Consider the following 13,259-nt stretch of genomic DNA (forward strand, 5'->3'; position numbering starts at 1 on the left):
AACTGATGCAGTCCTTTGCGGTTGTTCTGCATCACCTTGCCCTCATGCAGTGCAAAGAGTTCCCGGGCAGAACGGTTGAAACTAAGCACGCACCCATCCTTAGAAAAAATAATGACCCCTTCATCAATTGCCTCAAACACCTCCTGATACGCAATGGGCATCAGGGAAATGAAGTCAAACCGGATAACGCCGATCAGCACAATCAGCGCTGGCACAGAAAACAAAAACGCAATCGGCGGCAGCACATTTTGCATGGAAATCAATATATTACGAACGCCCGAGTAGCTGCCGAGTATAATCGCAGCAATTAGGATGCAACGCGCCTGTCCGCGCATACCGTTTTTTGAATGGATACAATACAGCATCAATAATATGCTTGAAAAGCTGCACACCAGCAAACCAAACAACGTAATACCATCGTTTAATGCAGTCGTTTGCATAATCAATGTGCCAAACCGGTCGATATCCCAATGGATTGTAGGCATCCAGTACCCGTGAAGCCACGGATCGGTGAATACCAGAAACAAGCCAAAAGTGTGCACCGCATAAGTGGCAAAAAGAAACCATTTTGTCACCGTGCGATAGGTTCCGGTATAATGCAGCGCATAACTTAAAAAAGTGGGCACAAGGTAAAATGGACCGATCTGCATCACACGGAACCAAATCATTTTTTCCTGCCCTGTAAAAATGGGAAGCGACTGCATCCACGCGCATGCATTCCAGAGAAACAGGAAGAGACACATCCGCAACAACTGCGGGCATCCGGTCTTATCTCGATTCTTCCACGCAAACACGGAGATTGCAAAGATCATGGTAAGCGAAAGTATATTCAAAAGCAGCTTCAGTAAAATCGGCACACACGTACACTCCTCAGCTTTTATCTCATCAATCTATTCAAGAAAGCTCCACAATGGTGACACCGTTCTCTCCTTCACCGTACCGCCCGAGGCGGAAGGATTTAATCGAACGGTTTCCTTTTAGATGCTGCTGCACAGCATTGCGCAGTGCTCCGGTACCCTTGCCATGGATAATGGAGACCTGACCCAACGCGGAAAGACGGGCATCGTCGATAAACTTGTCAACTGCCTCCAACGCCTCCTGCACGGTTTGCCCGCGCAGATCCAATTCCGTCTGCGCAACGGCGTGCGTACCGCGGAGCGCGCGGGCGACGCGGCCGCCGCTCGCACGCGCCTGTACCGACACACGCTCATTTTCAAGCAGGCGCAGATCGTTTTCAGGTACGCGGGTCTTAATGATGCCCGCCTGCACCTCCACCATGCCGGAAGTATCGGTGGGTGAAAGTACGGTGCCTTTCTGGTCGATATCATTGATCAGCACCCGGTCACCCGCGCGCAGTTTGCGCGGCAGATGGTAGACCGGCGCCTGTTTCCTACGCACAGGATCAGCTGTCTTTTCCAGTTCTTTCAACCTTGCACCCACTGTGCTTTTCGCCAGCTCGCGCAGTGCATCCGCTTTTTCAGCAGCCTCCATCTTTCGCAGCTCGTCGATGTCGGCAAGCAGCGCCTGCGCCTCGGCACGGGCGCGCCCCACCATCGTCTGCGCCTGTGTCCGCGCGCGTTCCAGTTCTTTTTCCCGCGTACTTTCCAGTTGTTCACGCAGGTGCGCGGCGGCCTCCCTGTCCTGTGCGGCCTGCCTGCGAAGCGCTTCTGCCTCGGCGCGTGCGGCTTCCATCGCCAGCCGGTTCTTTTCCAAGCCTTCCACTACCTGTTCAAAACGGGTATCTTCCGTGGAAAGCAGCGCCTTGGCCCGAATGATGACACTCTCATACAGTCCCAGCTTTGCCGAAATCGCAAACGCATTGGAGCGGCCGGGCACACCGATAAGCAGCCGATACGTCGGACGCAGGGTTGCCACATCAAATTCGCACGATCCGTTCTCCACACCGGGTGTTTCCAGCGCGTAGATCTTTAACTCCGCATAATGTGTGGTTGCAGCCACTTTTGCGCCCCGCAGCTTGAGATGCTCCAGAATTGCCACCGCCAGCGCCGCACCCTCCGTCGGGTCGGTGCCAGAGCCCAGTTCGTCTAACAAAACCAGGCTGTGCGGCCCACAGGTATGCAGGATACCAACAATGTTGGTCATATGTGCGGAAAATGTAGACAGCGACTGTTCAATGCTCTGTTCATCACCGATATCGGCCAGCACCTGTTCAAAAAACGACAGCTTTGAATCATCTGCGACCGGTACCGCAAGTCCCGACATCGCCATTAGCGTAACAAGTCCCAATGTTTTAAGTGCAACCGTCTTCCCGCCTGTGTTCGGCCCCGTGATAACCAGCGTGCCAAATGTTTCTCCCAAACGAATATCAATGGGCACCGCTTTTTCAGGAGGGAGCAGTGGATGGCGCGCACGGTGCAGATCAATAATACCGTCGTCCGTAAGAGTTGGCACCCCTGCTTTCATGGAAAATGCCAATCTGGCGCGTGCAAAAATAAAATCCAGTGTTTCAGCAGTACGGATATCCCCCACGATCACATCCGCAAACAGAGCCACTTCGGCGGAAAGCGCCGCCAAAATGCGCTCAACCTCTTTTTCCTCTTTGGCGTACAGAACTTTCAGCTCATTGTCCGCCTCTACCACGGCCATTGGCTCGATAAACAATGTGGCGCCGGACGCGGACGTATCATGCACCAAGCCCGGCACTTCCGAACGGTATTCTGACCGCACAGGGATGACAAATCGCCCCCCGCGCTGCGTCACGATGGACTCTTGCAAAAACTTTGCATATCGCTGTGAACGTACCATTTTATCAAGTTGTTCACGCACGCGCTGCCCTGCCCGACGGATATTGCGGCGGATGTCGGCCAGTTCGCCGCTTGCAGTATCTGCCATTTCCTCCTCGGGCAGAATGGCAGCCGTGATCTTTTCTTCCAGATATTTATTGGGTGCCAGCGCGTCAAACCACTCGTCCAGACAAGTGGTTTCTCCCTCCGCACCGTCGCGGTACCGCACCAACGCACGAATAGCGGACAGCACCTTGGCCACACGCAGCAGATCGCCCATTTGCAACGACGCACCAATCTTCGCGCGCTGCAACGCATCTGATACCTCTTTCACACCCGAAAACGGAGGGTCCCCGAACCGTGTACTCAGGCGAATCGCGTCTGCGGTCTGTGCAAGCTGCTCACACGCATCTTCCAACGTATCAGCCGGCAGCAGGGCTTGTGCGCGGCGTGCGGCGCCTGCGCACACACAGGCGTCCCCCAACCGCTCACGCACCCGGTTATATTCCAAAGCAATATAAGAACGTTCAAAAGAATCCATCATTATCCTCAAAGCGGCTAATCTAAAATATATTGGACATTTGTTACAAAAACTGCACAGGTATGGAAAAACACCGTCTTTTCCATATTGATTTTTTCTTGCAACACATCGGAATGTTTGGCAAATCGCACATACATGCCTTGCTTAAAAAACACAGGTTTTCTTCTTTTTCTCAAGCAAAGCCGCATGTGCGAGATGGAGCAAATGTCGGCATAAACGTTATCCTCTTATTTGTAATCTGACCCTACTGACGGCAATCCAAATCGCAAATGTGCAAACCTTCAATTCTTTGCAGTCTATGACGGGCTTGCTGTAAACACATGCACATTCCTTCGCTCTTCACTTAAGTATAATCAACTAGTAGTATATCATATTTTTGAGAGGATTTCGACCCGCAGTATAGAAAACAGATGGAAAATATGCAACAATTATGCTGTCTTTTTATAATGCTCCTTCCAAATGCACACACCCGTGTGCCGCTTTTGCCGCCATCCGACCTAATCGCCTGGTTTTACCCACGTTTTACATTGAACATCCTGCTGCAATCTGGTATAATACATACGGTTTGGTAATTTATCATGCAACCGCATGAAAAGATTGTGCAGGCAGTTCGCTGCCCGTGGACTATATAAAAGGAAAGAGGTCTTCATCTTGCCTTCTAAAGTCGTCGTTGGCGCCCAGTGGGGCGACGAGGGAAAAGGGAAAATTATTGATATTCTCGCATCACGCGCTGATGTTGTGGTGCGTTCGCAAGGCGGCAACAACGCCGGCCACACTGTCAAAAGCGGTGGAGAGGTCTATAAATTGCACCTCATCCCGTCCGGCATCCTTTACAGCACCACACCGTGCCTGATTGGCTGCGGTGTCGTAGTCGATCCTAAAGTGCTGCTTGGTGAAATCGACGCGCTGGAAAAACGCGGAATCTCCTGCGACAACCTCCGCATCGATCCGCGTGCCCATGTCATTCTGCCTTGGCATATCGCGCTTGACGGTCTTTCTGAAAAAGCACGCGGTGCATCCGACATCGGCACCACCAAATGCGGCATCGGCCCTTGCTACATGGACAAAGCCGAACGCTGCGGCATTCGCATCTATGATTTGGTGCATCCAGCCGTTTTTGCCGAAAAGGCAACATCTGTCGCCGCGCTGAAAAATAAGATTATTACGCAGGTCTATGACGGCGAAGCACTGGATGCAGACGCCATCATTCAGGAATACACCTCCTATGGCAAGCGGCTTTCCAAATATGTGGATGATGTGTCCGTACTGGCCTATGAGGCTGTGAAAGCGGGCAAGAACGTATTGTTTGAAGGGGCGCAGGGCGCGTTGCTGGATATCGACTTGGGCACCTATCCATATGTTACCTCCTCCCACCCGACGGCGGGCGGATTCTGCACCGGTACCGGTGTCGGCCCCACCTTGTTTCAAGACATCATTGGTGTGGCGAAAGCCTATACCACCCGCGTGGGTAAAGGTCCGTTCCCGACGGAGCTGTCCGATGAAACGGGCGACACCATCCGCAACCGCGGCAATGAATTCGGCACCACCACCGGACGGCCACGCCGCACCGGCTGGTTTGATGCCGTAATCGTCCGCCATGCGGTGCGCATCAACGGTTTGACCGCGCTGGCATTGAATAAACTGGACACGTTGGCCGATCTGCCCACCTTAAAAGTCTGCACCGCGTACAAACTGCCGGATGGCAGCACAACCGAACACTTTCCCGCCACATTGGAAGAGCTGGAAGGCTGCGAGCCGGTTTACACAGAACTGCCGGGCTTTACTGGAGACCTGAGCAGTTGTGCGTCTTTCGCCGAACTCCCCGAAAATGCCAAAAACTATGTTTATGCCATTGAGAAACTGGTAGACTGCCGCGTTTCCATGGTGGGCATCGGGCCTGACCGCGCACAGAACCTAGAAAGATAATTGGTTATCTGTTTCAGTTCTCCTTTGCTCTTGTTTGAAATTTCCGCACAATATGCCATTAAGCAAAAGCCCCCCGAACGTAATGTTCGGGGGGCTTTTGCTCGTACATGGTTTGCAACCGACCGTTTGGGCTATTCCGCCATACAAAACGGCGTTACATTACAAAACCGGGATGCAACGCTTGCCGCCCGGCTGTATACAATAATACGCAACAGACCGCAGCTCTCTATTACCGCATAAGAGCTGCAACCTGTGCCGGCCAAATTGCCGTCGTAACACGCTTAATAATTTTCTGCTTTGACTTCAAAAAAAGCTTGGGGATGCCGACATACCGGGCAGACCTCCGGCGCACTTTTGCCAACATGGATGTGCCCGCAAACGCGACATTTCCAGATGACCGTGCCGTCTTTCAAAAAGATCTTACCCTCTTTGAGATTTTCAAGCAACTTGTTGTAGCGTGCTTCATGGGTTTTTTCGATATTGGCTACCAACGAGAATTTTGCGGCGATCTCATCGAATCCTTCTGCTTTCGCTTCTTCGGCGAACGTCTTATACATATCGGTCCACTCGTAATGCTCACCGGCCGCCGCAGCTTCCAAGTTGGCCGCAGTATCACCGATACCGCCCAGATACTCAAACCAGAGTTTGGCATGCATACGTTCGTTGTCCGCAGTCTCCAAAAAGATAGCGCCAACTTGTTCGTACCCTTCTTTGGCTGCAACTTTGGAAAAATAGGTATATTTGTTGCGTGCCTGGGATTCACCCGCAAAAGCGGCCTGCAAATTCTGCTCTGTTTTTGTTCCCTTTAAATCTTTCATGTATGTAGCACTCCTCTTTAGATTTCCGCGTAAAAGGCTACTTGCCATTGTACGCAGTCACAACATTCACACGAATTTATTTGGAATTTTCAATGCATTTTCTGCAAACGCCTTGAAAAAACACATCTTTGGTCTGCACGATACAGCCCTCTAGTCCCCGCATGGACATCTCTCCCATTTCCACGGGGAAATCGGTGACCGCGCCGCAATGGGTACAACGAAAATGCCCGTGCATCGACACATCACCGTCATACCGTGCTTCGCCGTCCTCAATAGAAAGCTGGCGCGCCAAATGCTCTTTCACCAGCAAGCTGAGCGTATTATAGACCGTCGTCTTCGACAGTGACGGAATTTCAGGTAAAAGTGCCTGGAACACATTGTCGGCTGTCGGATGTTCCTTGGATGCTGCCAAATATTCAAAAATCCGCAACCGCTGTGTGGACGGGCGTACCCCATGCCGAATCAACTGGGACGCCAAATCCGTCGACCGTGTATGAACCACCCTGTAACTCCTCCTGTGACGTGTTGTTATTGTAATGATTACAAATTTATTGTATACCTCTGAACGGTTTTTGTCAAGAAAAAATGTGTCAAGCCCTACAGAATTCGCGTAAAATCCTCATTGCTTGCCTCCCAGTAAAAACGCGTCGATACTTGTAGAAACATACAAAAAAGCCCCTCCTTGCACAAGCAAACAGGATAGCCTTTTTTGATTCACAAAACAACCACACGGATATACGTCACTGTCAGCAACTTTTTAGTCTTTCTCTGGCTGTTTGGATGGCAATGCTTCATCAGCGGCAGTATCTGCCTTTCCTGCTGCCATCGCCAACAGCTTTGCACTGCGCTCCATGAAACCTGCCATTTCCTCTGCCGCAAGCGGTTTGTGGCCCAACTGCGCCAGATCAAAGATATATTGGCCAAGGAGCTGCGCACGGTCTTTTTCCAGTGTGGGCAGTGCCTGCACGACCGGATTTTCCAGATTGATAATCAACGTGCCCTGCGGCGCTGGGGCGACAGGCGCACCCTGATACATCCGGCTCATCTCTTGAAAACGGCGAGCGCTTTCATCAATCAGCATGACCGCAGGAGTCGCGGTATTTTTAAGACGCTCCGCTTTGACCGTGACCTCTTCTTTGCCCAGCAGTTCTTTAAACGCTGCCGCCGCCGCATCAGCGGCGCTGTTGGCTTCTACGCTCTTGAGCGCATAACTGATGTCCGCGTCAATGCGCACAAATTTCATCTCTTTTTCTTTATATTCCAAAAAGCTGATGAAGTGGCTGTCAATCATATGCGAGAGGACTGCCGCGTCTTTGTTCTGTTCTTTAAACAGACGCACATACTGTGCCTGCTGATCCACATTGGACGCGTAAAAAATCTGATTTTCATCATCTTTCGGGAAATCCGACAGCACTTTATACCCACCGTTGATGGATTTCAACAAAATAATATCTTTTACGCGCTCATAAAAGCTCTCGTCACGAATGCAGCCAAATTTGATGAATGGTGCGATATCATCCCAGTATTTCTCGTAATCCTCCCGCTCGTTCTTGAAGATATCATGCAGTTTATCAGACACTTTTTTGGTAATGTGTTTGGAAATCTTCTGCACATCGCCATCGTTCTGCAAAAAACTGCGCGATACATTCAGCGGCAGATCGGGGCAGTCGATCACGCCTTTGAGCAGAAGCAGAAATTCCGGAACCACTTCTTTAATGTTGTCAGCAATGTAGACCTGGTTGTTATACAGTTTCACCTGACCGGGTTGGACTTCCACTTTATCCGTCTGCTGGGGGAAATACAGGATTCCTTTCAAGTTAAACGGGTAATCCACATTGAGATGAATCCAGAACAACGGCGGCTTGAAATCCATAAACAGCTCGGTGTAGAACTGCTCATACTCCTCTTTGGTGCAGTCTTTCGGGGCCTTCAACCAAAGGGGATGCGTGTCGTTTACCGGCTTAGGCTCTACGGGTTTTGCGGCCTCTTCGCCCTCTTTCGGTTCCGGCGCTTCTTCCGGTGCTTTGGGGTTTAGAAAAATCTCATACGGCATGAACTGGCAGTATTTGCGCAGCATTCCCCGGATGCGTCCTTCCTCAAGAAATTCCGCTTCCTCGCCTGAGATGTGCAGCGTTATGGTCGTTCCGCGCTCCGCACGTGTTCCTTCGCCGATTTCGTAAGCCGACTCGCCTTTAGACTGCCAATGCACCGGTTTAGCGTCCTTTTGGTAGCTCAGTGTGTCAATCTCCACCGTATCGGCCACCATGAACGCCGAATAAAATCCCAGACCAAAATGTCCGATGATGCCACCCTCGTCGCCGGGCTGATCTTTGTATTTCTTTACAAATTCCTCCGCGCCCGAAAATGCCACCTGCGTGATGTATTTTTCCACTTCTTCCTCGGTCATGCCAAGGCCGTTGTCCACCACGCGCAGCGTTTTGTTGTCCTTGTCCAGAAAGACATGGATAAACGGTTTTTCATCGCCTTTTTCCGCCTCGCCCATCCCCGCAAGCCGCTCCAGCTTGCGGATGGCATCGCAGCCGTTGGAAACCAGTTCCCGCAGAAAAATATCCTTGTCAGAATAAAGCCATTTTTTAATAATGGGCAGAATATTGTCCGAATGTACTTGTATGGTTCCTTCGCGCATAAATAGAATCCTCCTAAATTAAAAATACGGGGTCAGCCCAAACAAAGTCCAAGCATACCCTATTTTTACAGGCATAAAGCCCATTTCCTACATATTATTTTGTGGTATCGATATACGCACGGTATGCCCACAGATACTGCAAACCGGAAATCGCCGTGAAAATCGCCGCGATCCATATGAGAACATAACCAATCCAGGTGGGGCCGCCCAATCCGGCAATCAGCAGCGCAAGAATAATCGCATACATCTGGCTGTTTGTTTTGACTTTGCCCCAGATATTGGCCGCAATCACCTCACCGCTGCCGGCCGCAAGCAAGCGCAGCGAGGTAACCAGAAACTCCCGCGCAATAATGAGCACGACCGCCCACGTGCTTGCCAAGCCGATCTGCACACACACGACCAACGCCGCACAGACCAACAGTTTGTCGGCCAGCGGGTCCATAAACTTACCAAATGTGGTAATCTGATTGTATTTGCGCGCCAGTTTGCCGTCGATCAAGTCGGTCACCGAAGCCACAATGAACACTGCCAGCGCGACCAGCAGCCGCCAGTTGCCTGCCGGCAGCAAAGCGAACGCCATGAAAACCGGGACCAAAACCATGCGAAAAACCGTGAGCTTGTTCGGTGTGTTCAAGCCTGCATCTCTCCTTGTTCCACGCAGCCGAGCAAATCGTCTCCGCACACCTCATCGATATGCACGGAAACAAATTCCCCAGGCCGACATTTTTTCTTTGAACGGATAAAGATTTTGCCGTCGATTTCAGGTGCTTCCGCCGCACTGCGCCCAAAGTGGCACTCTGCATAACGGTCGTAGCCTTCCACCAACACCTCGACGGTATCGCCCAGGCGATGCTCGTTCTCCTGGTCAGCCACCAGCATTTGCTCTTCCACTATTCGTTCTTGCCGCTGCTGTTTGACATCTTCATCGATTTGATTCGGCATATTCGCGGCGGGTGTGCCATCCTCTTGAGAATAGGCAAACGCACCGAGACGGTCGAAGCGCGTTTCCTTCACAAACGCGGCCAACTCGGAAAATTCTTCCTCAGTCTCGCCCGGAAAGCCAACAATCAGCGTCGTACGCAGCGTTACGTCCGGAATGCGCGCACGCAATTTGCCTACCAACGTGAGAATTTCTTCTTTGGACATCCGGCGGTTCATGGCGCGTACCACACGCGGGCTGACATGCTGAATGGGCATGTCGATATACGGCACCACCTTTTCCTCGGATGCAATGGTGTCAATCAGCTCATCGGTGATGGCTTCGGGATAACAATATAGCACACGCACCCAATGCAGCCCATCAATCCGGCAAAGGCGGTGCAGCAATTCCGGCAGCATTTTCCTGCCTGCATACAGATCCATGCCATAGCGGGTTGTATCCTGTGCCACCAGCGTCAGTTCACGGACGCCTTGTGCTGCAAGCTGTTCGGCCTCTCGCACCAATTCCTCCAATGGGCGGCTGCGGTATTTGCCGCGCAGACGCGGGATGATGCAGTAGGTACAGTGGTTGTCGCAGCCCTCCGCAATCTTGAGGTAGCTGTAGAACGGCAATGTGGTAAGGATGCGCGCGCCGCCGTTCGCAAGGCTTTCCGGCCGCCCGGACAGGTCCAGCGTACCGCCGCTGTTCGCAGCCCGCACGGCATCGGCGATGTCGCCCGCCCGCCCCACTTGCAGAATGCAGTTGACCTCGGGAAATTCCTGCCGCATTTCCTTGAAATACCGCTCGGACAGACAACCGGTGACTACAATGCCGCGAATGGTACCCTCTTTTTTAAGCTGGCCCATTTCCAATATATTCTCAATGGATTCCTTTTTGGCATCCTCAATAAACCCGCAGGTGTTGATGATGACCACATCAGCCGTATCCATGTGCGGCGTAAGTGTGAACCCATCTCCCACCAGCTTTGCAAGCATCTCTTCGGCATCCACCTGATTTTTAGGACATCCCAGTGAGATCATCCCCACTTTGATCGGTGTGTTTTCCATCGGTTCCTCCCGGTGCGCCAAAGCCGCACCTATAACAAGCCCTTATTGCGGCACGTGCTTTTCATCGTGATAACGTAAACCCATAAAACAGAACCGCATAACACAGCAAGTTACGCGGTCGTATCCCATTGCAACGCTTCACGCGCCGTGTCCCAATCATAGCCTGCGCGATCAAGCGCCGCCAGCGCGCGCCGCTGCTCTTTCTCATCAGCAGAAGCACGGGGATATTTTTTCTCTAAAAAAGCTGTGGCGCGGCGGAGGGGCTCGTCGTCCAGTGCCGTGCAGACCTCCTCGGCCAATGTGCGCGCCACGCCGCGCCGGCAAAGTTCCAGCACGGCACGCCGTCTTCCATACAACCGCCTGCCATACAACTCGTTGGCAAAGCGCTCGGCAAACGCGCGGTCATCAATCAGCCCGGTGCGTTCCATCTCGTCCGCGGCCGCCTCAGCGGCTTCCGCGCCCTCGGTACGGGCAATCTTGCGTGTCAGTTCCGCTTTAGCGTGGTCGCGCCCCGCCAGCAGACGCAGTGCCTTGTTTCGCGCCTTGTCGGCTTTTGCACGTGCGCACAGTTCCGCCAGTTCATCGTCTTCAAGCGTATCCCCCCGCACAACGCCTGCATCGAGCAACGCGCCGCTACTAAGAGAAAGCAAGAACCTATCATCGGAAAACAAGCCGTACCGCCCGTTTTTCAGTAAGCGGATGGCTGTCACCACCGTGCTCAAATGTCATCTGCCTCCACATCGATGCTGGCAGCTTTGGACGCGCGTGCAGAGGCGGGCACCTCTTCATCCGCCACATCCAGCAACGCGTCCAACTCATCCTCGACCGCCGCTTCCTTGACAGGCGGCTTGACTGGATTCGTACCCGCTTTTTTGCCCTTTACAGGTTCTTCCGGTTCATCTTTATGCGCGCGCACCAGTTTCTCGATTTCCGCAGCCATCGCGGGGTCCTCTTCAAGGAGCCTCTTCACATTGTCACGCCCCTGCCCCAGCCGTTTGTCCTGATAGGAAAACCAGGAGCCGCTCTTGTGGATGATGTCCATCTCCACAGCCAGATCCAAAATTTCCCCTTCATGTGAGATGCCGGTACCATACATGATATCAAATTCCGCCAGTTTGAACGGCGGTGCGACCTTGTTTTTCACGACTTTGACCTTCGTGCGCACGCCGATCACCTCGTCGCCGTTTTTAATGGTTTCTTTTTTGCGCACATCCAGCCGCACGGACGAATAGAATTTGAGCGCCCGTCCGCCGGTCGTCACCTCGGGGTTGCCATATACAACGCCGACTTTTTCACGCAGCTGGTTGATGAATACCGCTACGCAGTTGAACTTGGAAAGTGCGCCTGCCAGTTTGCGCAGCGCCTGTGACATCAAGCGCGCCTGCAAACCGACGTGGCTGTCGCCCATATCCCCTTCAATCTCTGCACGGGGTACCAAGGCCGCCACGGAATCGACCACCAGTATGTCAATGGCGCCACTGCGCACCAATGCTTCCGAGATCTCCAACGCCTGCTCGCCGTTGTCCGGTTGAGAGACCAGCAATGCATCCACATCCACACCAAGTGCCTTGGCATAGACCGGATCAAGCGCATGTTCCGCATCGATGAACGCCGCGCTGCCGCCCGCCTTTTGTGCCTGCGCAATGATATGCAACGCCACTGTCGTCTTACCGGAAGATTCCGGCCCATAGATTTCCACAATGCGCCCGCGAGGCACACCGCCGATTCCCAGTGCCATATCCAGCGAAACGGAGCCGGTAGAGATTGCCGCAACATTCATTGCAACATTCTGCCCCAGCCGCATCACCGCACCTTTTCCAAACTGCTTTTCAATATTGGCCAGCGCCGTCTCAAGCGCCTTGCGTTTATCCTCTATGTTGGTAGGCGCGACAACTGCCGCACGCTTTTTCTGTTCCATCCCGCGTCCTCCCGATGTACCGTTCCCCGCCATTGCGGGCTGTCCGCACTTATACTATATGCAACCTGTTCCGTCGTCCAAATGGACCGCGCCCGCAAAAAGCACGGGTTTTCTTCTTTTCATTATACTGTTTTTTAAAAGTAAAAGCAATAAAAGCAGCAGGGGCTGCCTGTATTTTTTCACGTGTATACATCCGAACCCCAGAGCGAATCACGGCTGCTTCGGCAGGTCGGAAATAGCGTTGCCCGCCCGTTCGGCCAGCTGCTTGAGCAGGCTTGCAATCAGCCGTTCCTCCTCTTTTGACAGTTCCCCTGTCACCAATGCGTCCCACTCACGCAGCGCCTTGTGGATGGCGGGCAATGCCGCACGCCCCGCTTCATCTAAATAGACTTGATAGGCGCGGTGGTCGCGGGCGTCTACTTCGCGGTGGATATAGCCCTGCCGCTCCAATTTTTGCAGGCCCTTACAGGTGGTCGCTTTATCGATGCGCAGGCGTGTGGAAATCTGTTCCTGATTCTGCCCGTCATGCCGCTCCAGCGTGAGCAAAAAGACATATAGCCCTGCCACGCGTCCGAAATCACCCAACCGCCTGGCCATAAAACTGCGCCTGAACCGGTACAGCATTGAGATATACCGGCCAAAAGATTGCTCACTGTCCATTATTTCCTCACTTCTGTCA

At 52.7% G+C, this 13,259-nt stretch carries 11 protein-coding genes; 1 reads left to right on the forward strand and 10 read right to left on the reverse strand.

Annotated elements, in window-relative coordinates; all coding sequences use genetic code 11:
• Together ABF463_RS11460 and ABF463_RS11465 are read right to left on the reverse strand one after the other, a co-directional pair.
• On the reverse strand, positions 1 to 857 hold an 857-nt coding region (locus ABF463_RS11460), incomplete at its 3' end, for a histidine kinase N-terminal 7TM domain-containing protein (protein ID WP_415533772.1).
• A gap of 37 nt (positions 858 to 894) precedes the next feature.
• Positions 895 to 3,285 carry an endonuclease MutS2 gene (locus ABF463_RS11465; protein WP_415533773.1) on the reverse strand — a complete coding sequence of 797 codons (2,391 nt, stop codon included), beginning with the start codon at positions 3,283 to 3,285 and terminating at the stop codon, positions 895 to 897.
• A 651-nt stretch (positions 3,286 to 3,936) separates the two neighbouring features.
• Here ABF463_RS11465 and ABF463_RS11470 point away from each other — a divergent pair.
• A complete protein-coding gene (locus ABF463_RS11470) occupies positions 3,937 to 5,211 on the forward strand; it encodes an adenylosuccinate synthase (RefSeq protein ID WP_415533774.1) in 1,275 nt (424 codons plus the stop codon).
• Between the two features lie 281 nt (positions 5,212 to 5,492).
• Here ABF463_RS11470 and rbr read toward each other — a convergent pair whose 3' ends face one another.
• The 8 genes from rbr to ABF463_RS11510 all read right to left on the reverse strand — a co-directional run.
• Entirely contained in the window at positions 5,493 to 6,029 is a 537-nt protein-coding gene (gene rbr / locus ABF463_RS11475; protein ID WP_415533775.1) for a rubrerythrin, read from the reverse strand.
• Positions 6,030 to 6,105: 76 nt separating this feature from the next.
• Entirely contained in the window at positions 6,106 to 6,531 is a 426-nt protein-coding gene (locus ABF463_RS11480; RefSeq protein ID WP_415533776.1) for a Fur family transcriptional regulator, read from the reverse strand.
• Between the two features lie 255 nt (positions 6,532 to 6,786).
• A complete protein-coding gene (gene htpG, locus ABF463_RS11485; RefSeq protein WP_415533777.1) occupies positions 6,787 to 8,676 on the reverse strand; it encodes a molecular chaperone HtpG in 1,890 nt (629 codons plus the stop codon).
• A gap of 94 nt (positions 8,677 to 8,770) precedes the next feature.
• The gene (pgsA, locus tag ABF463_RS11490) at positions 8,771 to 9,310 is read right to left on the reverse strand and encodes a CDP-diacylglycerol--glycerol-3-phosphate 3-phosphatidyltransferase (RefSeq protein ID WP_415533778.1); all 540 of its coding nucleotides are present in this window, start codon (positions 9,308 to 9,310) and stop codon (positions 8,771 to 8,773) included.
• Positions 9,307 to 10,662 (reverse strand): 30S ribosomal protein S12 methylthiotransferase RimO, encoded by a 1,356-nt coding sequence (gene rimO / locus ABF463_RS11495; protein WP_415533779.1) that lies wholly within the window; start codon positions 10,660 to 10,662, stop codon positions 9,307 to 9,309. The genes pgsA and rimO overlap by 4 nt, the downstream gene beginning before the upstream one ends.
• A gap of 110 nt (positions 10,663 to 10,772) precedes the next feature.
• Positions 10,773 to 11,375 (reverse strand): regulatory protein RecX, encoded by a 603-nt coding sequence (locus ABF463_RS11500; RefSeq protein WP_415533782.1) that lies wholly within the window; start codon positions 11,373 to 11,375, stop codon positions 10,773 to 10,775.
• 5 nt (positions 11,376 to 11,380) lie between these two features.
• Positions 11,381 to 12,580, reverse strand: a complete 1,200-nt coding sequence (gene recA / locus ABF463_RS11505) for a recombinase RecA (protein WP_415533780.1) — start codon at positions 12,578 to 12,580, stop codon at positions 11,381 to 11,383.
• 210 nt (positions 12,581 to 12,790) lie between these two features.
• Positions 12,791 to 13,259 (reverse strand): MarR family winged helix-turn-helix transcriptional regulator (locus ABF463_RS11510; RefSeq protein WP_415533781.1); only part of this gene is annotated, 469 nt, incomplete at its 5' end.

Source organism: Ethanoligenens sp. (assembly GCF_047718355.1).
In the GTDB taxonomy this organism is placed as follows: Bacteria; Bacillota; Clostridia; order Oscillospirales; family Ethanoligenentaceae; genus Ethanoligenens.

Coding starts and splice junctions, on each gene's coding strand:
- ABF463_RS11465 (WP_415533773.1), bottom strand. CDS start 3,285: ATGGATTCTTTTGAACGTTCTTATATTGCTTTGGAATATAACCGGGTG.
- rbr (WP_415533775.1), bottom strand. CDS start 6,029: ATGAAAGATTTAAAGGGAACAAAAACAGAGCAGAATTTGCAGGCCGCT.
- htpG (WP_415533777.1), bottom strand. CDS start 8,676: ATGCGCGAAGGAACCATACAAGTACATTCGGACAATATTCTGCCCATT.
- rimO (WP_415533779.1), bottom strand. CDS start 10,662: ATGGAAAACACACCGATCAAAGTGGGGATGATCTCACTGGGATGTCCT.
- recA (WP_415533780.1), bottom strand. CDS start 12,580: ATGGAACAGAAAAAGCGTGCGGCAGTTGTCGCGCCTACCAACATAGAG.